The sequence below is a fragment of the Stenotrophomonas sp. Steno-Z10-HUANG genome, from assembly GCF_056393075.1.
The window spans coordinates 63,527-86,777 of sequence record NZ_JBWJPA010000009.1 but is presented as its reverse complement, the minus strand read 5'-3'; the positions used below and the strand labels follow the sequence as shown (position 1 = coordinate 86,777).

Below are 23,251 nucleotides of genomic sequence, written 5' to 3'. Positions count from 1 at the left end.
TCCCCGTCTGCCGTCGTCATCGTCATCGTCATCGTTTTGCCCGGCTGCCATGCTCATCGCCTTCAACAAACCCTTCAACGTGCTGTGCCAGTTCACCGACCGCAGCCAGCCGCCACGGGCGACGCTGGCCGGGTTCGGCCTGCCCTCGAACGTGTACGCGGCAGGGCGCCTGGACTACGACAGCGAAGGCCTGCTGCTGCTCACCGACGACGGCGGCCTGGCGCACCGCCTGACCGATCCGCGGCACAAGCAGGACAAGACCTACTGGGTGCAGGTGGAAGGCGTGCCGAGCCCGGAGCGGCTGCAGGCATTGCGTGACGGCGTGCTGCTCAATGACGGGCCGACGCTGCCGGCGCGGGTGCAGCTGCTGGAAACACCGCCGGCGCTGTGGCCGCGCGACCCGCCGGTGCGGTTCCGCAAGACCGTGCCCGACGCGTGGCTGGCGATCACCCTGCGCGAGGGCCGCAACCGCCAGGTGCGGCGCATGACCGCGGCGGTGGGCCTGCCGACGCTGCGCCTGGTGCGCGCCGCGATGGGCGCGCATGCGCTCGATGGCCTGCAGCCCGGGCAGTGGCGGGTGTTGCAGGGGTAGGACAGGGACGGGCGCGCCGCGTGGCGCGCCCGCATGGGTCAGGCGTCGCTGCCGATGTCGCTGGTCTCGTCCACCGTGGTCTGCGCGCGGCGGCGCTGGGCGATCTGCTGCGACTTGGCCTCCAGTGCGGCGTTGTCGCGCTTGTTCTTGCGATAGACCGCGTAGCCGATCAGGCCCAGGCCGACCGCGGCCACGGCGATGGTGGCGGTGGGATTGCGTCGTGCCACCCGGCCCACGGCCCGACCGCCGGTCTTCATGGCGCCGATCGCGGCGCCGGCCTTGAGCCAGTCGGCGGCGTTGGAGCCGCCGTGCCTGAGGCTGTCGCCGGCGTGGCCGGCCAGTTCCATGGCCCGTTCCAGGGCCGATCCGGTGATGTCGCTGAACTTGCTCATGGGGGAATCCTCGGTTGCGGGGGCGGGCATGCAGTGTCGCGGGATGCGCGTGCAGGAAATGTTAGTCACCAGCGGGGCGGACGCACTCCTCCGTAGGTGTGGGGCTCGCCCCACACGGCCTTCCGGTCGTTGCGTGCGGGGCGAGCCCCGCACCTACGATGATCCGCATGCCACGGGGTGTCGGGCCGCGTCAGGCATGAATCCATAGTCCATTCCCCTTTCACCGTCGCCACGGGAGACGATCTTTCACGTCCCGCGAGGTTTTGCGCGATGCGTGGCAGTTGCGCTCCAAGGATCATCAGGCCACGGATGTCGGGGGTACCTGCCCTTCATCTCCTTGCGCACCTCCGCATAGGTGTTCTCCCAGAAGTTGCGCAGGTCGCCGGTCACCTGCAGCGGCTTGCCGCCGGGCGAGAGCAGGTGCAGCAGCAGCGGCACGCGGCCGTCGGCGATGCGCGGGGTGTCGGCCAGGCCGAACAGTTCCTGCAGCTTCACCGCCAGCACCGGCGGACGCGGGCTGATGCCGTCGTCGTCCAGGGCGTAGTCGATGGCGCGCTCCAGCCCCGACGGCACGTTGATCCGTACCGGGGCGTGGCGGTCGATCTGCTGGCGCAGGTTCCAGTCGATGCGCGACTTCAGTGCTTCGCCCAGCTCCGCTTCGGCCAGCGCGTCGAGCCGGGTCTTGCCGGCGAAGGCCGGCAGCAGCCAGTCGTCGAGCGTGCCCAGCAGCGCCGCGTCGGACAGGTCGGGCAGTTCCAGTTCCGGCATCCACTGGCGCAGGCCCTGCACCCGGTAGCGCCACTGGCGCAGGGCGTCGGTCCACGGCAGTGCTTCCAGCCCCAGTTCGCGCACCGCGTCGGTGAGCGCGCGCGCGGCCTGTGCCGGATCGACCCTGCCGGCCGGGCGGCTGTCCAGCACGATGCGGTCGAAGCCGGATTCGCGCCGCGCCTCCAGCGCGCGCCGCTCGCCGTTCCAGCGCACCACGTCGCGCTGCTGGAAGCGCTGCGGGAAATCGGCACGCAGCCGCGCCTCGTCCACCGGCGCGGCGCGCAGCAGCAACGCGTCGCGCGCCTCGAAGCGCAGCTCGCTGACCACCAGCCAGGGTTCGCCGCGCAGGTCGCTGGTGTCGAACAGGCGCGCGCTGCGGCCGTTGGCCAGCTGGTAGCGCAGGGGGTCGGTGGGATGGCGCGCGGCGATGCGGTCGGGAAAGGCGTGGGCGAGCAGGTCGCCCAGTTCGTGCGCCTCGAGGTCGGCCGGCGGCGTGGCATCGCAGCGCAGGCGCCGCCGCCATTGCCGCGCCGCCGTGTCGATGGCGGCCAGGGCGCTGCGGCTGGCATCGTGCGGGGCGCGCCCGTTGCGGAACGCGGCCAGCGCGCGCCAGCGGGCGGCCAGCGCATCGCCGCCCTGGCGCAGCGGGTCGCGCGCCTCCAGCAGTGCGGCCAGATCGGCGGCCAGGGCCTGTTCGCGCGGATTGGCCGCGGCGAGCAGCATCGCCGCCAGCCGTGGGTGGGTGCCCAGCGCCAGCATGCGCCGGCCGCTGCCGGTGATCGCGGTGCCGTCGAGCGCGCCAAGCCGCTGCAGCAGCTCGCGCGCGGCGGCCAGCGCGCCGGCCGGTGGTGGATCGACGAAGCGCAGCGCGTCGCTGCCCCAGGCGGCCAGCTCCAGCGCCAGCCCGGCCAGCTCCACCTGTGCCATCTCCGGGCGCCGCTGCGGTTCCAGCCGCTGCGATTGCGGCCACAGCCGCAGCGCCCAGCCGGCGGCCACGCGGCCGGCACGGCCGGCGCGCTGGTCGGCCGAGGCCTGCGAGATCGCCACCGCGTCCAGCCGGGAAAAGCCGCTGTTGGGGTCGTAACGCGGCTCGCGCGCGAGGCCGGCGTCGACCACCACGCGCACGCCGGGCAGGGTCACCGAGGATTCGGCGACGTTGGTGGCCAGCACCACGCGGCGGCGGCCGTCGGGGTCGGGCTGCAGCACCCGCGACTGCTGCTCGACCGGCAGTTCGCCGTGCAGCGGCAGGACGTCCGTGGCGGCGGGGAGCACCGGCTCCAGCGCGGCCTGCACGCGCGCGATCTCGCGCTGGCCCGGCAGGAATACCAGCACGTCGCCCGGATGCGCCGCCAGCGCGTGCTCGACCGCGCGCCGCGCCTGCGCTTCCAGCGCCTCGTCGCGCCGCGCCGGGAAATGCGTGATCTCCACCGGAAAGCCGCGGCCCTCGCTGGACAGGCGCGGCGCGTCCAGGAACGCCGCCAGCCGCTCACCGTCGAGGGTGGCCGACATCACCACGACGCGCAGGTCCTCGCGCAGCCCGGCCTGCACGTCCAGCGCCAGGGCCAGGCCGAGGTCGGCGGACAGGTGGCGCTCGTGGAATTCGTCGAACAGCAGCGCGCCGACGCCTTCCAGCAGCGGGTCGTCCTGCAGCATGCGGGTGAGGATGCCCTCGGTGACGACCTCGATGCGGGTGCGCGCGGAAACCTTGTTCTCGAAGCGGATGCGGTAGCCGACGGTCTCGCCGACCGCTTCGCCGAGCTGCCGGGCCATGAACTGGGCGGCGCTGCGCGCGGCGACGCGGCGCGGCTCCAGCATCAGAATGCGGCCGCCCTGCAGCCAGGGCGCTTCGAGCAGCGCCAGCGGCACCTGGGTGGTCTTGCCGGCACCGGGCGGGGCTTCGAGTACCAGCCGCGGGTGCGCGGCCAGGCTGTCGGCGATGGCCGGCAGCAGCGGGGAAATGGGGAAGTCGGGGCGAGCCATCGCGCAAGGATAAGGGTTCGTGCCGGCGCGACCGCCTACAATGCGCGGTTCCCGTCTCCGCACCCCTGCCCACGGCCATGCAACTGATCGACATCGGCGCCAACCTCACCCACGAGTCCTTTGCCCATGACCTGGACGCGGTGCTGGAGCGCGCGCGTGCCGCCGGCGTGGCGCAGATGGTGGTGACCGGCGCCAGCCGCGAGCACTCGCCGCTGGCGCTGGCGCTGGCGCAGCGGCATCCGGGGTTCCTGTACGCCACCGCCGGGGTGCATCCGCACCACGCGGTCGAATACACCGATGAATGCGACGCGCAGATGCGTGCGCTGCACGCGCACCCGGAAGTGGTCGCGGTGGGCGAATGCGGACTGGACTACAACCGCGATTTCTCGCCGCGACCGGCCCAGCGCCGCGCGTTCGAGCGGCAGCTGCAGCTGGCCGCGGACCTTGCCGTGGACGGCGTGGGCAAGCCGCTGTTCCTGCACCAGCGCGACGCGCACGACGATTTCCTGGCGATGATGAAGAACTTCGACGGCCGGCTGGGCCCGGCGGTGGTGCACTGCTTCACCGCCGAGCGCCGCGAGCTGTTCGACTACCTGGACCGCGACTGGCATATCGGCATCACCGGCTGGCTGTGCGACGAGCGCCGCGGCGCGCACCTGCGCGAGCTGGTGAAGCACATCCCGGCCGGGCGGTTGATGATCGAGACCGACGCGCCCTACCTGCTGCCGCGCACGCTGCGGCCGTTGCCCAAGGACCGCCGCAATGAACCGGCGTTCCTGGCACACATCGTCGAGGAGCTGGCACGCGACCGCGGCGAGCCGGTGACGCTCACCGCGGCCAACGCCACCGCTGCCACCCGCGCGTTCTTCCGCCTGCCCGAGGCCGGCTAGGGCGTGGGGCCGGCCGGACCGGGGCGCCCGTCGCCCGCTTCCCAGGCGTCCGCCAACCCCTCGCGGTAGCTGCGGAAACGCGGCTGCCATTGCAGCGCCTGGCGCGTGCCACGGCTGTCGATGCGTTTGTTGCTCGCATGGAAGCGGCGCAGCATCGGCTCCAGCGAGGCGTCATCCCAGGCCTGCGCCGGCGGCATCGCGAAGCCGCCGAGCCGCGCCGCATGCGCCAGCACGTCCTGCGGCGGTGCCGGTTCGTCGTCCGCCGGCAGGTACAACGCATCGCGGAGCGGACGGCGCATCGCCGCGACCACCGCTTCGGCCAGGTCATCGACGTGCAGCCGGTTGAACACCAGCCCGGGCCGCACGATGTGGCGCGCGTTGCCCTGGGCCAGCCGCACCAGCGCGTTGCGGCCGCGGCCGTACAGGCCGGGCAGGCGCAACGTGGCCGAGGCGATGCCGCGCGCGGCGGCCAGCGCGCGCCATTGCGCTTCGGCGCGCAGCCGCCGCAGCGCGACGGCATCGCCGGCATCGGCTTCGGCGTGTTCGTCGACCCAGCCGCCGCCGCGGTCGCCGTAGACCCCGGTCGAGGACAGGTAGCCCACCCAGCGCAGCGCCGGGCTGGCCTGCAGGGCAGCGCCGAGCAGGCGCAGCGCGGGGTCGCCATCGGCGTCGGGCGGCACGCTGCACAGCACCGCGTCGGCGCGGGCGACGGCGGCCAGCAGCGCCGGGTCGGGGGCGTGGTCCGGATGCAGGCGGTGGCGCGCGATGCCATCGCCGGGCGCGGCCGCCGGATCGCGCACCGTGCCCGCCACCGCGACGCCCAGCGCCTGCAGGTGCAGCGCAAGCGCGCGCCCGGCAAAGCCCAGCCCCAGGATCAGCACCCGCTGCGGCAGCGCCCCGGCGGTGGTCATGCGTGCCGCTGCGCTTCGTAGGCCTGCAGATGGCAGTACGCAGCGCGCAGGTGCGGCGCGGAGTGTGCGGCGGCCAGTGCGCGGTCGAGCATGTCGCCGACGATGTGCGCCGCTTCCACCGGCTGGCCGGCCTCCAGGTCGCGCAGCATCGACGCCTTGATCGGCGAGCCGGCCCGGGTCAGCGCCGACAGGGCGATCTCCTGCGCCTTGGCCGGTATCGGCTGGCCGGCGTGCGCGGCCGCGGCCAGGCATTCGCCGTACAGCGCCTGCAGGAACGCGACGCCGTGGTCGGTGGCGACGATGTGGCCGACATCGGCGCGCATTGCGCAGGTGGCGGCGGCCAGCGCGGCGAGGAAGGTGAACTTGATCCACTGCTCGCCGGCGATGTCGTCCGTGGCGAGATGGTCGATGCCGGCGGACTGGCATGCGCCCGCCAGGGCGGCGACGCGTGCGCTTGCACCGGCGCCGTCGCGCTCGCCGAAGGTCAGCCGCGCCGGCCGGTCCAGGTGCACGATGGCACCGTCCGCGGCCTTGGTGGCACTGATGAAGCACAGCCCGCCGAGCACCGCCGCGCGGCCGAAGCGGGCGTCCAGCGCGGGGTAGTGGCGCAGGCCGTTGAGGATCGGCAACAGCGTGGTGTCCGCGCCCATCGCCGGTGCAATGGCCTCGATCGAGCTGTCCAGGTCATAGGCCTTGCAGCTGAGCACCACCAGGTCGAACGGCCGCGCCGCGGCCACGGCCGGCAGCGCGTCGGCGGTGACATGCGCCACCGCGAACGCGGCGTCGCCGAGCGGGCTGCGGATCACCAGCCCGTCGCGCTGCAGCTGCGCCGCGCGCGCCGGCCGCACCAGGAAGGTCACGTCGCCGCCGGCCTGGGCCAGGCGGCCGCCGAAGTAGCCGCCGGTACCGCCGGCGCCAAGGATCAGGATGCGCATGTTGCCGGCTCCATCGGGATCAGGGAAAAAACGGGCGCGCTCAGCTGCGCAGGCCGACGCCGCGCCGCAGCAGCCACAGCGACAGCGCGGTCAGCGCGGCGACGAAGCCGAGCATCAGCGCGTAGGACACCCACAGCGGCACGTCGCTGGTGCCCAGCAGGCCATAGCGGAACGCGTTGACCATGTAGAAGATCGGGTTGGCCTTGGTCAGCGCCTGTGCCCAGCCCGGCAGCAGCGTGACCGAGTAGAACACGCCGCCCAGGTAGGTCAGCGGGGTCAGGATGAAGGTCGGCACGATGGCCACGTCGTCGAACTTCTTGGCGTACACCGCGTTGATGAAGCCGGCCAGCGAGAAGATCGTCGACCCCAGCAGCACCGTGCTCAGCGTCACCAGCGGATGCGGCACGTGCACGCGGGTGAAGAACAGCGCGATCATCAGCACGATGGCGCCGACCATCAGCCCGCGCAGCACCGCACCGGCGACGTAGCCCCACAGGATCACCCAGTTCGGCATCGGGCTGACCAGCAGTTCCTCGACGTGGCGGCCGAACTTGGCGCCGAAGAACGAGGAGCTGATGTTGCCGTAGCTGTTCTGGATCACGCTCATCATCACCAGCCCGGGCACGATGAACTGCATGTAGCTGTAGCCGCCCATGTCGCCGATCTTCGAGCCGATCAGGCCACCGAAGATCAGGAAGTACAGGGTCATGGTGATGGCCGGCGGCACCAGGGTCTGGCCCCAGATGCGCAGGATGCGGTTGACCTCGCGGCGGACGATGGTGCCCAGCGCCACGCGGTTGCGGGCGCTGTCGGTCAGGGGAGCGGGCGTGCTCATGCGGCGGTGTTCTCCAGGTTGCCGGTGAGGCGCACGAACAGCTCCTCCAGGCGGTTGCTCTTGGTGCGCATCGAGCGCACGCGGATGCCGGCGGCGCCCAGCGCGTCGAACACGCGGTTCAGGTCCATCGCCCGCGGCATGTCCAGGTCCAGGGTGTGCGCGTCGACCGCGGCCAGCTGCGCGCCTTCGATGTGCGGCAGCTGCGCCGGCAGCTCGCCGTCGATGTCCAGCACGAACCCTTCCACGTCCAGCTTGGCCAGCAGCGCGCGCATCGGCCCCTGCTCGACGATCCGGCCGTGGTTGATGATGGCCAGGTTGCGGCACAGCTGCTCGGCCTCTTCCAGGTAGTGCGTGGTGAGGATGATGGTGGTGCCGGCGGCGTTGATCTCCTGCAGCGTCTTCCACATGTCGCGGCGGATCTCGATGTCCACCCCGGCGGTGGGCTCGTCCAGGATCAGCAGGCGCGGGCGGGTCATCATCGCGCGGGCGATCATCAACCGCCGCTTCATGCCGCCGGACAGCGTGCGGCTCATCATCTGCGCCTTGTTCCACAGGTGCGCGCGCTTGAGCTCCTGCTCGGCGCGGGCCTCGGCCTCGGCGCGCGGGATGCCGTAGAACCCGGCGTAGTTGACCAGGATGTCGAAGGGCTTTTCGAACAGGTTGAAGTTGATCTCCTGCGGCACCAGCCCGATCAGGCGCATGGTCGCGCTGCGTTCGGCCACCAGGTCGGTGCCGAACACCTGCACGCTGCCCGCGCTCAGGTTCACCAGCGACGAGACGATGCCGATCAGGGTGGACTTGCCGGCGCCGTTGGGGCCGAGCAGGGCGAAGAAATCGCCCGGGGCGACCTCCAGCGAGACGCCCTTGAGCGCCTCCACGCCGTTGTCGTAGGTCTTGCGGAGATCATGGACGCGCAGTGCCGGCGCGACGGGAGGGATTCGGGAGTCCAAGCTCGGGCCTTCGCGCCGGGGTGACGGCGCCGGATGAGTGCGAGGGGCTATTATAGGAGGCCCCGCGGCACCAGCCCGGCTACACACTGTTTCCCGTTCGTGCCTGTCCAATTCCCCCTCAAGCTGGTCGGTCGCCGCATGCTGGCGCCCACCGTCGGTCATTACCAGTTCGTCCGCGACGACGGCCAGCCGCTGGATTTCCAGCCCGGGCAGTTCATCCAGGTGCACTTCCACTACGCCGACGGCACCGCCACCAAGCGCAGCTACTCGCTGGCGACCCTCCACGACCACGCGCTCGGCCCGGGCGACGCGGTGGACATCGCGGTCAGCTTCGTGCCCGGCGGTGCCGCCACGGCCCTGTTCGAGGGCCTGGAGACCGGCCAGTGCGTCACCGCCAGCGGCCCGTTCGGGCGCTTCTGCCTGCAGCCGGGCGACCACAACGGCCGTTACCTGCTGATCGCCACCGGCACCGGCGTCACCCCGTACCGCTCGATGCTGCCGCTGCTGGCCAGGGCGATGGCCGGGCGCGGGGTGGAAGTGGTGCTGCTGCAGGGCGCGCGTACCCCGGCCGAACTGCTGTACGCCGATGATTTCCGCGCCTTCGCCGATGCCCACCCGGGCTTCCGCTACATGCCGTGCCTGTCGCGCGAGCTGCCGGCCGATCCGCACCCGGACGTGCGCAGCGGCTACGTGCAGCAGCAGCTGGCCGAAATCGCCCCGGACCCGGCCCGCGACATCGCCTACCTGTGCGGCAACCCGGTCATGGTCGATGCCTGTTTCGAGGCGCTCCGCGCGGCCGGCCTGCCGCTGCCGCAACTGCGCCGCGAGAAGTACGTCAGCAGCAAGTAGGCTTGTGCCCACGCGCCACGCGGCGCGATGATCCGGCAGGCTGCTCCACCCTCGGCGGTGCCGCTCGACGCAAGGACACCGGGCATGACCACGCTGGACTTTCCCACCATCGCCGCCATCGGCCTGCTGCTGAACATCGGCCTGGCCGCCGGTTTTTCGCTGATCCTGCTGGTCCTGCGCCGCCAGACCGTGCCCCGGCTGTGGGCCGCAAGCATGTGGGCGGGCGCGGCCAGCACGGTGCTGGTCAGCGTGCCGCTGCCGCTGCCGGTGGCGGTGGGCATCCTGGCGCGCAACGGATTCGCGGTGCTGGGCAGCATGCTGATGCTGTTCGGCGTGGCCCTGCATGTCGGCCGCCGCGCGCCGGTGCGCCCGGCCCTGGTGCTGGGCGCAGGCTACCTGCTGGCGATCGCCTGGTTCAGCGTGGCCAGGCCCGACCTCGGCATCCGCCTGGCGCTGTACAGCGGGCTGATCATCATCTGGAAGACCTGGGAGGCCTGGCTGCTGCTGCGCCATGCCCCGGTCGACGTGCGCCGCAGCTGCCGGCTGGCGGCGGTGGTGTTCCTGCTGGATGCGGCGCTGTTCCTGGTGCGGGCGCTGATCCCGGTCGCGCCCGGCGCCGATGGCGACATCCTGCGCGCCGGCCTGCCGATGAACGTCACCTACGTCGGCGGCATGTTCGTGATGCTCGCCCACACCTTCGCGCTGGTGCTGCTGATCGTCGAGCGGCAGATGGTGGACCTGCGCCGGCTGGCCCGTCGCGACGGCCTGACCGGGCTGCTCAACCGCACCGCGCTGATGGGCGACGGCGAGCAGCAGCTGGCGCAGAGCCTGCACCAGCAGCAGCCGTTCGCGGCGATGCTGCTGGACCTGGACCACTTCAAGCGGATCAACGACACCCGCGGCCATCCGGTCGGGGACGAGGTGCTGCACCACGCCGCACGGACCCTGCGGCGCTCCCTGCGCGGCCGCGACCAGCTGCTCGGCCGCTATGGCGGCGAGGAGTTCGTGCTGCTGCTGCCGGACACCGGCATGGAACAGGCGATGGCCTTGGCCGAACGCCTGCGCGCGACCCTGGAGGCCAGCCCGCTGCAGCGCGATGGCGGCACGATCGTCATCACCGCCAGCATCGGCGTGGCCGTCGCCGATGCCGTGCCCGGGCTGGAGAGCCTGCTGGCGCGGGCCGATGCGGCGCTGTACCGGGCCAAGGCCGCTGGCCGCAACCGCGTTGCCGGCGACCTGGGGTAGCGCCGGCGCCGCGACCTTGAGCGTCCGGCCGCATCCGCGCCGGCAGCGGGCCCGTCGATGGCGGCGCCCGCGCGGCACCGGGCTGTAAAGCTCGCTTGACAGATGGCGGATGGCCGCTGCATCCTCCTGTAAAGCTTGCTTGACAAGGATGGGGCCATGGGGGGCGCGGACATGAAAGCAGCAGTAAGCCAGGCAGGTACCGGCGCGGCGTTCGCGTGCGTCGCCGCGACCGGCCAGGTCGTGTTCGTCGCTGGACGCACGGCCACCGTCGCGGCGGGCCGGGTGGTGCTGGCGCGCGTGCGCGGAGGGGGCTGAACCATGGCACGCGCACTCGACCGCTGGATCATCGCCGCCGCCTTCGCCACCGCGGCGACGGGCCTGGCGCTGCTGCGGCTGATGCCGGGCGACAGCGCCGACATGCTGGGCGGGATCTGCCTCGGCGTGGCCGTGGGCCTGTTGTTCGTGCTGCTGCTGCGGCGGCAGCTGCCCAATGCCTGCGACACCGCGCCGCTGGCGCTGCGCCGGCGCTACAGCCGCGAGATGATGATCGCCATGAGCGGCTACGTGGTGCTGCTGGTGCTGTCGATCCTGCTGCTCAAGCGCGTGGAAGGCACCGCGCTGCGTGCCTGCATCGCGCTGCTGCCGGTGCCGCCGATCGCGATGACCCTGCGGGCGATGATCCGCTACATCCGCGACGCCGACGAACTGCAGCAGCGCATCGAGCTGCAGGCGGTCAGCTTCGCCGCGGCGTTCGTCTCGCTGCTGTATCTCACCGGCGGCCTGCTGCAATCGGCGCGGGTGCTGGACGTGGCGGCCAGCGCGGCGATGATCTGGGTGTTCCCGCTGGTGTGCCTGGCCTACGGCCTGGCCAAGATCGTCGTCTCCCGGCGCTACGGTTGAACCGACCGGCATGGACAACCGACTGCGTGAACTGCGCGAAGCCCACGGCTGGTCGCAAGGGGAACTGGCCGAGCGGCTGGAGGTCTCGCGGCAGACGGTCAACGCGCTGGAGACCGGCAAGTACGACCCCAGCCTGCCGCTGGCGTTTCGCATCGCCCGCCTGTTCGATGCCAGGATCGAGGATATTTTCTTTCCCGCTGTCACATGACGCCGCCAGCCCCGTCTTGGGCTGGCAGGACCCAACCCGTTCCATCAACCACAAGGGGCTGTTCCGATGATGTCCCGCAAGACCCGTATCCTCCTGGCGGTGGCCGCGCTTGGCGCCGTGCTCGGCTACCGCGCGCTCAAGCCCGCACCCGATGAGGCCGAGGCCGCCAAGGCGCCGCTGCCCGCCACCGAGGCGGAGGTCAAGCCGCTGATGCTCGGCAGCCTCGCGTTCCGTCCGTGCACCCTCGATTCGCCGAACAGCCGCGACAGCCTGGAAGCCCAGTGCACCACCTTCGAGGTCGCCGAGGACCGCGGCAACCCGCAGGGCCGCAAGATCGCGCTGAACATCGCGCTGCTGACCCCGGACAAGCCCGAAAGCGCGCTGCCGGACCCGGTGTTCTTCCTGGCCGGCGGCCCCGGGCAGTCCGCCACGCAGAGCTATCCGCAGATCGACCCGGCCTTCGCCGAGGTGCGCAAGCGGCGCAACGTGATCCTGCTCGACCAGCGCGGCACCGGCAAATCCAACCTGTTGTCGTGCGAGCCGCCGGAGGACGACGACGCCAGCGTCGAGGCGATGCAGGCCAGCGCCGCCGCCTGCGTGGCGGCGTTGTCGGGCAAGGCCGACCTGCGCCACTACACCACCACCGACGCGGTGGCCGACCTGGACGCGGTGCGCCAGGCGATCGGCGCGGCGCAGATCAACCTGGTCGGTGTCAGCTACGGCACCCGCGTCGCGCAGCAGTACGCCATGCGCCACCCGGCCAGCACGCGCAGCATCGTGCTCGACTCGGTGGTGCCCAACACCCTGCAGCTGGGCAACATCTTCGCCCGCAACCTGGACGATGCGCTGGCCCTGCAGTTCGCCCAATGCACCGGCAACCCCGCGTGCAAGGCCGCGCTGGGCGACCCGCGCGCCGAACTGGACGCATTGCTGGCCGCACTGCGCGCCAACCCGGTGACGGTGCGCTACCGCGATGCCAGCACCGGGCAGGAGCACGAGGACGTGCTGCGCGCCGATACCGTCGCCGGGCTGGTGCGCATGTACGCCTACATGCCGGAAGCCGCCGCGTTGCTGCCCAAGCTCATCCACGAGGCGCGCAATGGCCGCTACGGCGACCTGATGGCGCTGGCGAAGATGCTGCAGGGCGGCATGAAGGACAGCATGGCCATGGGCATGCAGCTGTCGGTGATCTGCAGCGAAGACGACCAGGGCATGGCCGCCCGCGCCGAGGACGCGGACACCGTGCTCGGCAACCGCATGGCCGATAGCCTGGCGGCGATGTGCAGCACCTGGCCGAAGGGCCGGATGCCGGCCGATTTCCACACGCCCCTGGCCACCGCGGTGCCCGCGCTGGTGCTGGAAGGCGAGTTCGATCCGGTCACCCCGCCGCGCTATGGCGAGGAGGTGGCCAAGCAGCTGCCCAAGGGGCGCCTGTTCGTGCTGCGCGGCCAGGGCCACGCGGTCATCGGCGCCGGCTGCATGCCCAAGCTGTTCGCGCAGTTCGTCGACACCACCGACGCCGCCGCGCTCGATGCCACCTGCCTGGAAAAACTCACCTACGTGCCGCCGTTCACCAGCTTCAATGGCTGGGAACCGTGACCGTCCACGCACCCCTGAGGAATCCGCTTCCATGATCGTTGCAGAACGACTCCGCAAGACCTTCCCCGGCAAGGGCAAGGACAAGACGCCGGTGATCGCGGTGGACGACGTCGGCTTCACCGCCCACGACGGCCAGATCACCGGCCTGCTCGGCCCCAACGGCGCCGGCAAGACCACCACGCTGCGCATGCTCTACACGCTGATGACCCCCGAGACCGGCAAGGTCATGGTCGATGGCGTGGACGCCGCGGCCGACCCCGACACGGTGCGCCGCAGCCTGGGCGTGCTGCCGGACGCGCGCGGCGTGTACAAGCGCCTGACCGCGCGCGAGAACATCGAGTACTTCGGCCAGCTGCATGGCATGGATGCGGCGGCGATCGCCGCGCGCATCGCGCGCCTGGCCGCGGCGCTGCAGATGGAGGACTTCCTCGACCGCTCGACCGAAGGCTTCAGCCAGGGCCAGCGCACCAAGACCGCCATCGCCCGCGCGCTGGTGCACGACCCGAAGAACGTGATTCTCGACGAACCGACCAACGGCCTGGACGTGATGACCACCCGCGGCCTGCGCGGTTTCCTCAAGGAGCTGCGCGGCGAAGGCCGCTGCGTGATCTTCTCCAGCCACATCATGCAGGAGGTGGCGGCGCTGTGCGACCGCATCGTCATCGTCGCCCATGGCCGCGTGGTGGCGCAGGGCACGCCGGACGAGCTGCGTGAGCATGCCGGCGAGAGCAACCTGGAAGACGCGTTCGTCAAGCTGATCGGCAGCGAAGAGGGCCTGCACGCATGAACAAGACCGGATTCATTGGCAGCATGTTCACGGTGATGCGCAAGGAGCTGCGCGATTTCGCCCGCGACCGCCGCACCTTCTTCCTGACCCTGTTCATCGCGCCGCTGCTGTACCCGCTGCTGTTCCTGGGCATCGACAAGCTCAGCAACCTGCGGGTGTCCAACCAGCTGGAAAAGGACATGGCGCTGTCCGTGGTCGGCATGGAGCGCGCGCCCAACCTGATGGCGTTCCTGGCCAGCCAGGGCATCACCCCGCGCGAGGCGCCGGACGACTACGAAGCCCGCATCCGCGCCCAGCGCGAGGACGTGGCGCTGGTGGTCGCGGCGGACTTCGCCGACGACTGGCATGCCGGCAAGCCGGCCAAGGTCGAGGTCGTCGCCGACACCACCCGCCGCACCAGCGACGTGCAGGTGGCGCGCGTGCGCAAGGTGCTGGCGGCCTACGGCCAGCAGGTGGGCGCACTGCGGCTGATGGCGCGCGGCGTCAATCCCGCGGTGGCCATGCCGGTCAGCGTGGGCACGCGCGACCTGGCCACCGCCGAGGCCAAGCGCGGCATCCTGCTGTCGGTCATCCTGCCGATCCTGTTGATGATGTCCGCCTTCATCGGTGGCTCGCACCTGGTCATGGACACCACCGCCGGCGAGCGCGAACGGCAGTCGCTGGAACCGCTGCTGGCCACCCCGGCGCCACGCGGCGCCCTGGTCAGCGGCAAGATGCTGGCATCGACCCTGGTCGGGCTGACCGCGATCCTGCTGATCCTGCTGTCGTTCAAGTTCAGCGCCAGCCTCGGCCGTGGCGTGGGCAGTTCGCTGGACGTGAGCTTCATGGCGATGGGCAAGCTGCTACTGGTGCTGCTGCCGCTGGTGCTGATCGGCACCGCGCTGCTGACCTGCCTGGCTGCCGGCGCCAAGAGCATGAAGGAAGCGCAGAGCCACATCGTCTGGCTGATGATGATGGCGATGATGCCTGGCTACGCGCTGATGGCCTATCCGCTGAAGGACACCCAGCTGTGGCAGTACGCGGTGCCGTTCCTGTCGCAGAACCAGATGCTGGTGAAGGTGACCCGCGGCGAAATGCCGGGCGCCGAGCAGTGGGGCGTCTACCTCGGGGCCTCGCTGCTGCTGACCGTGGTGCTGTGGGCCATGGCGGTGTGGCGCTACAAACAGGAAAAGCTGGCGATCTCGGGCTGAGCCCACATCGGCGCAGGAGAAGCGAAAGGCCCGGATCGCTCCGGGCCTTTCGTTTTTGTGGGTGCTCCGGGCGTTCCGTCTTCGTAGGTGCGCGGCTTGCCGCGCACGCTTCAATGTTTGCCGCGCACGCTTCACGCGCCGCGGCGAAGGCCCAGGCGGGGCAAGCCCCGCCGCTACGAATGGGAACGCTTCGGTCCCGCAACAAGAATGGAGGCCGGATCGCCCCGGGCCTTCCGCCCTCGTAGGTGCGCGGCTTGCCGCGCACGCTTCAATGCTTGCCGCGCACGCTTCACCTGCCGCGGCGGCAAGGTCCAGGCGGGGCGAGCCCCGCCTCTACGAATGGGAGCATTTTGGAGCATTCCGGACCCGCAACGAAATGAAGGCCCGGATCGTTCCGGGCCTTTCGTCCTCGTAGGTGCGCGGCTTGCCGCGCACGCTTCAATGCTTGCCGCGCACGCTTCACGTGCCGCATCGGCAAGGCCCAGGCGGGGCAAGCCCCGCCTCTACGGACGGAACATTCCGGACCCGCAACGAAATGAAGGCCCGGATCGCTCCGGGCCTTCCGCCTTCGTAGGTGCGCGGCTTGCCGCGCACGCTTCAATGCCCGGCGCACGCTTCGTCGCACACGCCTTCCGCCGGTAAGCCTCCTGCGGCTACTGGTTGGGCTGGAATGCCAGCGTGCGGCGGGTGGTGGTCGGGCTGGAAATCGGCTCGAAGCGCCAGCGCCGGACCGCGTTCAGCGCCTCGCGGTCGAATACCCGCGGCGGGTTGGCACGCAGCACGCGGGCATCGGTCACCGAGCCGTCGGTACCGATGGTGAGTTCCACCAGCACTTCGCCGGAAGTGCCCGACCGCAGCGCGTCGGCGGGGTAGCGCGGGGCCGGCGTGCTCACCGCGCGCAGGGTCGGCGCGGCCGCGGCCGGCTTCGGTGCGGCCGCCACCTGCTGCGCCGCGGCGCGGGCGTCGGCCTCGCGCTTGGCCGCGGCCTGGCGCTCGGCCTCCAGCCGCTCGCTTTCCTTGCGCGCCGCTTCCTGGCGCGCGGCCAGCTGCTGCGCGGCACTGGCCTCGGCGGCCTGCTGCTGTGCCAGCCGCTGCTGTTCGACCAGCTGCTTGGCGCGGTTCTCGGCGTCCTTCTTGACCTTGTCGGTCTCTTCCTGGGTGCGCTTGACCGCCACTTCCATGCCGCGGGTGATGCCCTGCTTCAGGCGCGGCAGCGCCGGTGCCGACGGGTCCACCTTCTCGATCAGCGCCACCAGGCGCTGCGCTTCGGGGAAGTCCTCGCGCGCCAGGCTCTGCTCGGCGGCGATCAGGGTGTAGGGCTGCAGGTCGGTCAGCGCGCTCTTGACTGCCGCGTCGTCGGGCAGCTTGTCGCGCAGGGCCAGGTAGTACTCCATGGCGTTGTCGCCGGCCGGCGCGTACATGCGGTTCTCGCGCAGTGCGGTGCTGGCCGAGTCGCGCAGCTGGTCGGTGCCCATCGACTGCACCTTGGCCGAAACCGCGGGCTCGGCGGGGGTCGCGGCGGGGCTGGCGGGCGTGCCGGCGGCAGCCGCCGGGGCGGAATCGTCCTTGCCCGAGCAGGCCGCCAGGGCGACGGCCAGCAGGGCGGGCGCCAGCAGGCGCGCTTTGCCGTGGATCGTGACGTACGACATCAATCTTCCCCTTGAATCGACGAACGCGAATGGTGGTTCGCCCGGGCCGTCATGGATGCGCGGCGTTTCCCCACGTCGGCCGGACCCGGTGCGAAGGGAGAATCTAGCATTGCCGCCCCGGGTTGCACGAGGCGGGGGGCGCATGGCGCTGCCGCCGATGGCCGCCGCACGGCGGGGCCAGCGGCCGCGCGGGGGCGTCGATCAGTGCCCGTTCTGTTTGGAATGCCCGTTGGACATCAGTTTGTCGGTCCAGGCGATGCCGACCGCCGACAGGATGAACACGCAGTGGATGATGGTCTGCCACATCACCCCGGTGGAGGTGAACTTGGTACACGCAACGCCCGTGGCCGCTTCCGACCCGCACAGCGGCAGCCCCAGCTGCCCGGCCTCGATGAAGGTCTTGAGCAGGTGGATCGAGGAGATGCCGATGATCGCCATCGCCAGCTTCACCTTCAGTACCGATGCGTTGACGTGGCTGAGCCACTCCGGCTGGTCCGGGTGACCCTGCAGGCCCAGGCGCGAGACGAAGGTCTCGTAGCCGCCGACGATCACCATCACCAGCAGGTTGGAGATCATCACCACGTCGATCAGGCCGAGCACGATCAGCATGATCTGCTGCTCGCCCAGGGCGTTGGCGTCGTGGATCAGGTGCCACAGTTCCTTGCCGAACAGGAACACGTAGACGCATTGGGCGATGATCAGGCCGAGATAGAGCGGCAACTGCAGCCAGCGCGAGGCGAAGATCAGGGCCGGGAGGGGGCTGAGCGGTTTGTGTTCGGACATGGCAGGAATGCTGCGTTGCGGGAAGGCGGCAGGTTAACGGTCGTCCGGTAGGCTGCCAAGCGTTACCGTATCGATCCCCGGTGACGGTTCCCCCCACGGAGACGCATTCATGATCGACCTCTATTACTGGCCCACCCCCAACGGCCACAAGATCACCCTGTTCCTGGAAGAGGCCGGGCTGCCGTACCGTCTGGTACCGGTCAACATCGGCAAGGGCGACCAGTTCCAGCCCGAGTTCCTCGCCATTTCGCCGAACAACAAGATGCCGGCGATCGTCGACCATGCACCGGCCGACGGCGGCGCGCCGCTGAGCGTGTTCGAGTCCGGCGCGATCCTGCTGTACCTGGCCGAGAAGACCGGCCGCTTCCTGCCGAGCGACCTGCGCGGTCGCGCCACCGCGCTGGAGTGGCTGTTCTGGCAGATGGGCGGGCTGGGGCCGATGAGCGGGCAGATGGGCCACTTCAACGTGTATGCGCCTGAGCGCATCGCCTATGCCATCGAGCGCTACGACAGCGAGGTACGGCGCCTGCACCGGGTGATGGACAAGCGCCTGTCCGAATCGGCCTACCTGGGCGGCGACGAGTACGGCATCGCCGACATGGCCAGCTACCCGTGGATCGGCGCCTACAGCAAGTTGCCGGCCGACTTCGACGCCTTCCCGCACCTGCACCGCTGGCACCAGGCCATCGCCATGCGCCCGGCCACGCAGCGCGCCTACGCGCTCGGCCCGACGGTGAACCCGGACGCCGGCAAGCCGCTGAGCGAGGAGGAGCGGCAGCACCTGTTCGGCAAGCGCTGAGCCGCGGTGCCGTGGCGGCCTGCGGCCAATGGCCGCAGGCCGGCCCGCCGTCCGGATTGATCCAACGCAAGGCCAGCCACGGCAGCCCTCCCTACGCTGCCTCTATCGACAACGGCACGGGGAGGGGACGATGCATCCGATACTGCGCGACATGCTGACGCAACCGGTGGGCTGGCTGACGATCTGCGGGGCGTTGATCATCCTGGGGATTCCGGTTTTCACGGTGTTCTTCATCCGTCGCCGGCTGCGCGAGGAGCAGCGCAACCAGCGCTGAGCCGCGGGCGGGACTGACGGCAGGGGGCAGGCGCGGGCGGGCTCGGCTAGGATGGTGCGATCCATGCTGTCCATGACAGGAAGCCCATGCGCCCCTTGTTCCTCGCCCTTGCCATGATGCTCGCCACGCCCGCCGTCCACGCCGAAAAACTCACCCTGGAAGCCATCACCGGCAGCGCGCCGCTGTCCGGGCCGACGCTGATGAAGCCCAAGGTGGCGCCGGATGGTTCGCGTGTGACCTTCCTGCGCGGCAAGGACAGCGACCGCAACCAGCTGGACCTGTGGGAATACGACATCGCCAGCGGCCAGACCCGGCTGCTGGTCGATTCCAAGGTGGTGCTGCCCGGCACCGAGACCCTGAGCGACGAGGAAAAGGCGCGGCGTGAACGCCAGCGCATCGCGGCGATGACCGGCATCGTCGATTACCAGTGGTCGCCCGATGCGAAGACCCTGCTGTTCCCGCTCGGCGGCGAACTCTACCTGTACGACCTGGGCCGGCAGGGCCGCGACGCGGTGCGCCAGCTCACCCACGGCGAAGGCTTCGCCACCGACCCGAAGATCTCGCCCAGGGGCGGGTTCGTCAGCTTCGTGCGCGAGCGCAACCTGTGGGTGATCGACCTGGCCAACGGCAAGCCGCTGCAGCTGACCCGCGACGGCAGCGCCACCATCGGCAACGGCGTGGCCGAATTCGTCGCCGACGAGGAAATGGACCGCCACACCGGCTACTGGTGGGCACCGGACGACTCGGCGATCGCCTTCGCCCGCATCGATGAATCGCCGGTGCCGGCGCAGAAGCGCTATGAGATGTACGCCGACCGCGTGGAGATGATCGAACAGCGCTACCCGGCGGCCGGCGACCCCAACGTGCGGGTCAAGCTCGGTGTGGTCGCACCGCGTGCCGGTGCCGCGCCGAAGTGGGTCGACCTGGGCAGGGAGCAGGACATCTACCTGGCCCGCGTCACCTGGCGCGACCCGCAGCGCCTGACCTTCCAGCGCCAGAGCCGCGACCAGAAGACGCTGGAACTGATAGAGACCACGCTGGCCGACGGCCGCCAGCGCACCCTGGTCACCGAGACCAGCCGGACCTGGGTGCCGCTGCACAACGACCTGCGCTTCCTCAAGGATGGCCGCTTCGTGTGGTCGTCCGAGCGCAGCGGCTTCGAGCACCTGTACCTGGCCAGCGAGGACGGCGCCACGCTGACCCCGCTGACCTCCGGCGCCTGGCCGGTGGACGAACTGCTGGCGGTGGACGAGGACGCGGGCAAGGTCTATTTCCGCGCCGGGATCGAGTCGCCGCTGCGCAGCGAGATCCATGCCGTGCCGCTGGCCGGCGGCGCGCCGGTGAAGCTCTCGCGCGCGGGGGGCATGCACAGCGCCGCGTTCGCCAACAACGCCAGCGTCTACGTGGACAGCTGGTCCAACAGCACCACGCCGCCGCAGATCGAGCTGTACCGCGCCAATGGCGAGAAGATCGCCACGCTGCTGGACAACGACCTGGCCGACCCGGCGCATCCGTACGCGAAGTACCGCGACGCGCAGCGGCCGGTCGAGTACGGCACGCTCACCGCCGCCGATGGCCGCACCGAGCTGCACTACAGCCTGATCAAGCCGGCCGGCTTCGACCCGGCGAAGCAGTACCCGGTGGCGGTCTACGTGTATGGCGGCCCGGCGTCGCAGACGGTCACCGACAGCTGGCCCGGCCGCGGCGACCACCTGTTCAACCAGTACCTGGCGCAGCACGGCTACGTGGTGTTCTCGCTGGACAACCGCGGCACGCCGCGCCGCGGCCGCGACTTCGGCGGCGCGCTGTACGGCGTGCAGGGCACGGTGGAAGTGGCCGACCAGCTCAAGGGCGTGGAATGGCTGAAGCGGCAGCCGTGGGTGGACGGTGCGCGCATCGGCGTGCAGGGCTGGTCCAACGGCGGCTACATGACCCTGATGCTGCTGGCCAAGGCGTCGGACCAGTACGCCTGCGGCGTGGCCGGCGCGCCGGTCACCGACTGGGGCCTGTACGACACGCACTACACCGAGCGCTACATGAACCTGCCGGCGGCCAACCCCGACGGTTACCGCGAAGGGCGCATCCTCACCCACATCGATGGGCTGACCTCGCCGCTGCTGCTGATCCATGGGATGGCCGACGACAACGTGCTGTTCACCCACTCGACCAATCTGATGAGCGCGCTGCAGAAGCGCGGCCAGCCGTTCGAACTGATGACCTACCCGGGCGCCAAGCATGGCCTGTCCGGCAGCAACGCGCTGCACCGCTACCGCGTCGCCGAGGACTTCCTCGCGCGCTGCCTCAAGCCCTGAGCCGGACAGGAGGACACGGATGTCGTCACCGCCCCCTCCCTTGCCGGGCGCCCGCACGCCCGGCCAGCGGCCGCCGCGCAACTGGCTGCAACGCAACCTCAAGTGGGCGTTGCCGCTGTTCGTGCTGCTGATCGTCGGTGGCTGGTCGCTGACCTCGTGGATGGGGCTGCGGCAGATGGCCGCGCCGCTGGAGCGCAGCGAGCCCTACCGCGAGGCGCTGGCGCGCGCCGGCCGCGACCCGGAAGTGGCCGCGGCGCTCGGGCAGCCGCTGCGGGCCAAGTCGTTCCCGTTCGGCAGCATCAACCAGTTCGGTGATGACGGCGGCGCCGACATGGTGATCCGCATCCAGGGACCGCATGGCAGCGGCAAGCTCGACGTGCGCGCGCAACGCCGCCAGGGGCGCTGGTCGTACCCGCGGCTGCAGGCGGAACTGCCGGGCCGGCATGCGCCGGTGGACCTGCGCGACGAACGCGACCGCGACTGCGCGATCTTGCCCGGTTGCCGCTGACTGCGTAGGGTCACGGCTCCACCCCCAGAGCCGCGCGCATGAAACCGATCGTCCTCGCCGTCGCCCTTGCCCTGGCCGCGCCCTTGCCGCTGGCCGCGGCCACCACGCCGTCGTCCCCGGCGGCCACATCCGCGCCGGCCTGGGTGGCGCACAGCAACGCGCTGGCGCAGATCCTGCTGCGCGCGCAGGCACCGTTCCGGCCGGAGATGGCCAGCTTCTTCGGCGTCCCGGGCTACGACGACAAGGTCGTCGACCTTGGTCCGGACAACGCCGCGCGCTACCGCGCCGCGCTGGAGCAGGCGCGTACCCAGCTGCGCGAAAAGCTCCAGCTCGAACGCGACCCCAACGTGCGCCAGGACCTGGAGATCATGATCGCCGCGGCCGGCCGCGGCATCGAGGGCAGCGCGCTCGAGGAGCAGCACCTGATGCCGTGGGTGGACGTGCCGCAGAGCGTGTTCGGCGGCCTCAACGGGCTGCTGTCCGACCAGGTGCCGGCGGAGCGCCGTGCCCGGGCGCTGGACCGGCTCAAGGCCTATATCGGCCAGGCCCCGGGCAGCCAGCCGCTGGCCACCCTGGCGCGGCAGCGCTACGCCGAGAAGAGCGGCACCCCGGGCCTGCTGCAGCCGACCCGGATCGAGGTCGAACAGGCCATCGCCAATGTCGATACCTACATCGACGGCATCGGCAAGCTGTTCGCAAAGTACGACATCAAGGGCGCGGACGCCGCGCTGGCCACCCTGGCCACGCAGATGAAGGAGTACATCGCATGGACGCGCCGGGACGTGCTGCCACAGGCGCGCACCGACACCCGCCTGCCGGCCGAGTTGTATGCCTTCCAGCTCAAGGACGTGGGCGTGGACATCGACCCGGCGCTGCTGGTGCAGCGCGCGCAACTGGAGTACATGGAAACCCGCGCGATGATGCGCCAGCTGGCGCCGCTGGTGGTGCAGGCCAAGGGCCTGAAGGTGGATGATGCCAACGACTACGCCGCGGTGATCCGCGCGCTGAAGCAGGACACGATCGGCAACGACCGCCTGGAGGCGCACTACCGCGGCATCATCGACGCCATCGACCCGATCATCCGCCGCCAGCGCATCGTCGACGTGCCGCAGCGCCCGCTGCAGATGCGCCTGGGCAGCGCGGCCGAAAGCGCCGCGTCGCCGGCGCCGCATTACCTGCCGCCGCCGCTGGTCGGCAACACCGGGCAGCAGGGCACCTTCGTGCTGCCGCTGGGCAATCCGGCCTCGGGCGGCAAGGCGCAGTACGACGATTTCAACTTCGGTTCGGCGGCATGGACGCTGAGCGCGCACGAAGGCCGCCCGGGCCATGACCTGCAGTTCGCGGCGATGGTCGAGCGCGGCATCTCGCTGGCGCGCACGCTGTTCGCGTTCAATTCGGTCAACGTCGAGGGCTGGGCGCTGTACGCCGAGGCCGAGCTGGTGCCGTTCGAGCCGCTGGACGGGCAGATGATCGCGCTGCAGTTCCGGCTGCTGCGCGCCGCCCGCGCCATGCTCGACCCGATGCTCAACCTCGGCCTGACCGACCGCGAGCAGGCGCGCAAGGTGCTGGTGGAAGGCGTCGGCCTGTCCGAGGCCATGGCCACCCAGGAACTGGACCGCTACACCGTGCGGGCGCCGGGCCAGGCCTGCAGCTACTTCTACGGCTATACCCGGATCATGGAACTGCGCATGCGCACCGAGCTGGCGCTGGGCGACCGCTTCGACCGCTTGGCGTTCAACAACTTCCTGCTCGACCAGGGGCTGCTGCCGCCGGACCAGTTGGCCACCGCCGTGGACGAGGTCTTCATCCCGGCGCAGCGCCGCAGGTAAGCGTCATCGGCGCCCGCTGCCCAAGTGGCGGCGGCGCCAGCCGCGACACCTGACCGGCGTAGCAGC

The 23,251-nt window shown here is 70.8% G+C and carries 23 protein-coding genes; 15 read left to right on the top strand and 8 right to left on the bottom strand.

Features of this window, described 5'->3' with window-relative positions:
* Positions 1-49 precede the first annotated feature (49 nt).
* Positions 50-592, top strand: a complete 543-nt coding sequence (locus tag AC06E6_RS12750) for a pseudouridine synthase (protein WP_240212530.1) — start codon at positions 50-52, stop codon at positions 590-592.
* 38 nt (positions 593-630) lie between these two features.
* On the opposite strand, the gene AC06E6_RS12745 is transcribed toward AC06E6_RS12750, so the two are convergent.
* Both AC06E6_RS12745 and hrpB read right to left on the bottom strand, forming a co-directional pair.
* Complete coding sequence (locus AC06E6_RS12745; protein WP_240212529.1) at positions 631-984, bottom strand: mitochondrial import receptor subunit TOM20; 354 nt, start codon at positions 982-984, stop codon at positions 631-633.
* Positions 985-1,230: 246 nt separating this feature from the next.
* Positions 1,231-3,732 (bottom strand): ATP-dependent helicase HrpB, encoded by a 2,502-nt coding sequence (gene hrpB, locus AC06E6_RS12740; RefSeq protein ID WP_240212528.1) that lies wholly within the window; start codon positions 3,730-3,732, stop codon positions 1,231-1,233.
* Between the two features lie 77 nt (positions 3,733-3,809).
* Here hrpB and AC06E6_RS12735 point away from each other — a divergent pair, with 77 nt between their 5' ends.
* Positions 3,810-4,622, top strand: coding sequence for a TatD family hydrolase (locus AC06E6_RS12735; RefSeq protein WP_478061583.1), 813 nt, complete (start codon positions 3,810-3,812; stop codon positions 4,620-4,622).
* Here the strand turns inward: AC06E6_RS12735 and AC06E6_RS12730 are convergent.
* From AC06E6_RS12730 to AC06E6_RS12715, 4 genes are read right to left on the bottom strand one after another with little or no spacing between them, the layout of a single operon-like run.
* Complete coding sequence (locus AC06E6_RS12730; protein ID WP_478061581.1) at positions 4,619-5,533, bottom strand: NAD-dependent epimerase/dehydratase family protein; 915 nt, start codon at positions 5,531-5,533, stop codon at positions 4,619-4,621. The two genes, AC06E6_RS12735 and AC06E6_RS12730, sit on opposite strands and share 4 nt — an antisense overlap.
* A complete protein-coding gene (gene panE, locus AC06E6_RS12725) occupies positions 5,530-6,468 on the bottom strand; it encodes a 2-dehydropantoate 2-reductase (protein ID WP_240212525.1) in 939 nt (312 codons plus the stop codon). The genes AC06E6_RS12730 and panE overlap by 4 nt, the downstream gene beginning before the upstream one ends.
* Positions 6,469-6,508: 40 nt before the next feature.
* Positions 6,509-7,303 (bottom strand): ABC transporter permease, encoded by a 795-nt coding sequence (locus AC06E6_RS12720; RefSeq protein WP_104939904.1) that lies wholly within the window; start codon positions 7,301-7,303, stop codon positions 6,509-6,511.
* Positions 7,300-8,253: an ABC transporter ATP-binding protein gene (locus AC06E6_RS12715; RefSeq protein WP_104939903.1), complete on the bottom strand. Its 954-nt coding sequence runs from the start codon at positions 8,251-8,253 to the stop codon at positions 7,300-7,302. Before AC06E6_RS12715 ends, AC06E6_RS12720 begins: the two co-directional genes overlap by 4 nt.
* Before the next feature lie 99 nt (positions 8,254-8,352).
* Between AC06E6_RS12715 and AC06E6_RS12710 the strand changes: the two genes are divergently transcribed.
* The 8 genes from AC06E6_RS12710 to AC06E6_RS12675 all read left to right on the top strand — a co-directional run bounded on the left by AC06E6_RS12710 (position 8,353) and on the right by AC06E6_RS12675 (position 15,031).
* Positions 8,353-9,102, top strand: coding sequence for an FAD-binding oxidoreductase (locus tag AC06E6_RS12710; protein ID WP_240212524.1), 750 nt, complete (start codon positions 8,353-8,355; stop codon positions 9,100-9,102).
* An 84-nt stretch (positions 9,103-9,186) separates the two neighbouring features.
* Positions 9,187-10,347 carry a GGDEF domain-containing protein gene (locus AC06E6_RS12705; RefSeq protein ID WP_240212523.1) on the top strand — a complete coding sequence of 387 codons (1,161 nt, stop codon included), beginning with the start codon at positions 9,187-9,189 and terminating at the stop codon, positions 10,345-10,347.
* A 171-nt stretch (positions 10,348-10,518) separates the two neighbouring features.
* Positions 10,519-10,662, top strand: a complete 144-nt coding sequence (locus tag AC06E6_RS12700) for a hypothetical protein (RefSeq protein WP_240212522.1) — start codon at positions 10,519-10,521, stop codon at positions 10,660-10,662.
* Between the two features lie 3 nt (positions 10,663-10,665).
* Complete coding sequence (locus AC06E6_RS12695; RefSeq protein ID WP_240212521.1) at positions 10,666-11,247, top strand: hypothetical protein; 582 nt, start codon at positions 10,666-10,668, stop codon at positions 11,245-11,247.
* A 10-nt stretch (positions 11,248-11,257) separates the two neighbouring features.
* A complete protein-coding gene (locus tag AC06E6_RS12690; RefSeq protein WP_104939899.1) occupies positions 11,258-11,455 on the top strand; it encodes a helix-turn-helix transcriptional regulator in 198 nt (65 codons plus the stop codon).
* Between the two features lie 66 nt (positions 11,456-11,521).
* Positions 11,522-13,054: an alpha/beta hydrolase gene (locus AC06E6_RS12685; protein WP_240212520.1), complete on the top strand. Its 1,533-nt coding sequence runs from the start codon at positions 11,522-11,524 to the stop codon at positions 13,052-13,054.
* Positions 13,055-13,085: 31 nt separating this feature from the next.
* Positions 13,086-13,841, top strand: a complete 756-nt coding sequence (locus tag AC06E6_RS12680) for an ABC transporter ATP-binding protein (protein WP_161614629.1) — start codon at positions 13,086-13,088, stop codon at positions 13,839-13,841.
* Positions 13,838-15,031 (top strand): ABC transporter permease, encoded by a 1,194-nt coding sequence (locus AC06E6_RS12675; RefSeq protein ID WP_161614630.1) that lies wholly within the window; start codon positions 13,838-13,840, stop codon positions 15,029-15,031. The genes AC06E6_RS12680 and AC06E6_RS12675 overlap by 4 nt, the downstream gene beginning before the upstream one ends.
* Positions 15,032-15,684: 653 nt before the next feature.
* Here AC06E6_RS12675 and AC06E6_RS12670 read toward each other — a convergent pair.
* Together AC06E6_RS12670 and AC06E6_RS12665 are read right to left on the bottom strand one after the other, a co-directional pair.
* Positions 15,685-16,680: an energy transducer TonB gene (locus tag AC06E6_RS12670; RefSeq protein ID WP_104939896.1), complete on the bottom strand. Its 996-nt coding sequence runs from the start codon at positions 16,678-16,680 to the stop codon at positions 15,685-15,687.
* Positions 16,681-16,881: 201 nt separating this feature from the next.
* Complete coding sequence (locus tag AC06E6_RS12665) at positions 16,882-17,463, bottom strand: TIGR00645 family protein (RefSeq protein WP_104939895.1); 582 nt, start codon at positions 17,461-17,463, stop codon at positions 16,882-16,884.
* Between the two features lie 109 nt (positions 17,464-17,572).
* Between AC06E6_RS12665 and AC06E6_RS12660 the strand changes: the two genes are divergently transcribed.
* The 5 genes from AC06E6_RS12660 to AC06E6_RS12640 all read left to right on the top strand — a co-directional run bounded on the left by AC06E6_RS12660 (position 17,573) and on the right by AC06E6_RS12640 (position 23,185).
* Positions 17,573-18,262 carry a glutathione binding-like protein gene (locus tag AC06E6_RS12660; protein ID WP_240212519.1) on the top strand — a complete coding sequence of 230 codons (690 nt, stop codon included), beginning with the start codon at positions 17,573-17,575 and terminating at the stop codon, positions 18,260-18,262.
* A 130-nt stretch (positions 18,263-18,392) separates the two neighbouring features.
* Positions 18,393-18,536 carry a hypothetical protein gene (locus AC06E6_RS12655; protein ID WP_161615619.1) on the top strand — a complete coding sequence of 48 codons (144 nt, stop codon included), beginning with the start codon at positions 18,393-18,395 and terminating at the stop codon, positions 18,534-18,536.
* Positions 18,537-18,622: 86 nt separating this feature from the next.
* Positions 18,623-20,848 (top strand): S9 family peptidase, encoded by a 2,226-nt coding sequence (locus tag AC06E6_RS12650; protein WP_478061574.1) that lies wholly within the window; start codon positions 18,623-18,625, stop codon positions 20,846-20,848.
* Between the two features lie 19 nt (positions 20,849-20,867).
* Complete coding sequence (locus tag AC06E6_RS12645) at positions 20,868-21,356, top strand: cytochrome c oxidase assembly factor Coa1 family protein (protein WP_478061572.1); 489 nt, start codon at positions 20,868-20,870, stop codon at positions 21,354-21,356.
* Between the two features lie 38 nt (positions 21,357-21,394).
* Complete coding sequence (locus AC06E6_RS12640) at positions 21,395-23,185, top strand: DUF885 domain-containing protein (RefSeq protein ID WP_313229880.1); 1,791 nt, start codon at positions 21,395-21,397, stop codon at positions 23,183-23,185.
* Positions 23,186-23,251 lie beyond the last annotated feature (66 nt).

What these genes read in the sequence shown, in the direction of transcription:
- AC06E6_RS12645 (WP_478061572.1), top strand. Translation starts at nt 20,868, where the DNA reads ATGTCGTCACCGCCCCCTCCCTTGCCGGGCGCCCGCACGCCCGGCCAG.
- AC06E6_RS12720 (WP_104939904.1), bottom strand. Translation starts at nt 7,303, where the DNA reads ATGAGCACGCCCGCTCCCCTGACCGACAGCGCCCGCAACCGCGTGGCG.
- AC06E6_RS12690 (WP_104939899.1), top strand. Translation starts at nt 11,258, where the DNA reads ATGGACAACCGACTGCGTGAACTGCGCGAAGCCCACGGCTGGTCGCAA.
- AC06E6_RS12695 (WP_240212521.1), top strand. Translation starts at nt 10,666, where the DNA reads ATGGCACGCGCACTCGACCGCTGGATCATCGCCGCCGCCTTCGCCACC.
- AC06E6_RS12735 (WP_478061583.1), top strand. Translation starts at nt 3,810, where the DNA reads ATGCAACTGATCGACATCGGCGCCAACCTCACCCACGAGTCCTTTGCC.
- AC06E6_RS12730 (WP_478061581.1), bottom strand. Translation starts at nt 5,533, where the DNA reads ATGACCACCGCCGGGGCGCTGCCGCAGCGGGTGCTGATCCTGGGGCTG.
- AC06E6_RS12650 (WP_478061574.1), top strand. Translation starts at nt 18,623, where the DNA reads ATGCGCCCCTTGTTCCTCGCCCTTGCCATGATGCTCGCCACGCCCGCC.
- AC06E6_RS12665 (WP_104939895.1), bottom strand. Translation starts at nt 17,463, where the DNA reads ATGTCCGAACACAAACCGCTCAGCCCCCTCCCGGCCCTGATCTTCGCC.
- AC06E6_RS12685 (WP_240212520.1), top strand. Translation starts at nt 11,522, where the DNA reads ATGATGTCCCGCAAGACCCGTATCCTCCTGGCGGTGGCCGCGCTTGGC.
- AC06E6_RS12655 (WP_161615619.1), top strand. Translation starts at nt 18,393, where the DNA reads ATGCATCCGATACTGCGCGACATGCTGACGCAACCGGTGGGCTGGCTG.
- AC06E6_RS12700 (WP_240212522.1), top strand. Translation starts at nt 10,519, where the DNA reads ATGAAAGCAGCAGTAAGCCAGGCAGGTACCGGCGCGGCGTTCGCGTGC.
- hrpB (WP_240212528.1), bottom strand. Translation starts at nt 3,732, where the DNA reads ATGGCTCGCCCCGACTTCCCCATTTCCCCGCTGCTGCCGGCCATCGCC.
- AC06E6_RS12705 (WP_240212523.1), top strand. Translation starts at nt 9,187, where the DNA reads ATGACCACGCTGGACTTTCCCACCATCGCCGCCATCGGCCTGCTGCTG.
- panE (WP_240212525.1), bottom strand. Translation starts at nt 6,468, where the DNA reads ATGCGCATCCTGATCCTTGGCGCCGGCGGTACCGGCGGCTACTTCGGC.
- AC06E6_RS12640 (WP_313229880.1), top strand. Translation starts at nt 21,395, where the DNA reads ATGAAACCGATCGTCCTCGCCGTCGCCCTTGCCCTGGCCGCGCCCTTG.
- AC06E6_RS12660 (WP_240212519.1), top strand. Translation starts at nt 17,573, where the DNA reads ATGATCGACCTCTATTACTGGCCCACCCCCAACGGCCACAAGATCACC.
- AC06E6_RS12680 (WP_161614629.1), top strand. Translation starts at nt 13,086, where the DNA reads ATGATCGTTGCAGAACGACTCCGCAAGACCTTCCCCGGCAAGGGCAAG.
- AC06E6_RS12675 (WP_161614630.1), top strand. Translation starts at nt 13,838, where the DNA reads ATGAACAAGACCGGATTCATTGGCAGCATGTTCACGGTGATGCGCAAG.
- AC06E6_RS12750 (WP_240212530.1), top strand. Translation starts at nt 50, where the DNA reads ATGCTCATCGCCTTCAACAAACCCTTCAACGTGCTGTGCCAGTTCACC.
- AC06E6_RS12670 (WP_104939896.1), bottom strand. Translation starts at nt 16,680, where the DNA reads ATGTCGTACGTCACGATCCACGGCAAAGCGCGCCTGCTGGCGCCCGCC.
- AC06E6_RS12745 (WP_240212529.1), bottom strand. Translation starts at nt 984, where the DNA reads ATGAGCAAGTTCAGCGACATCACCGGATCGGCCCTGGAACGGGCCATG.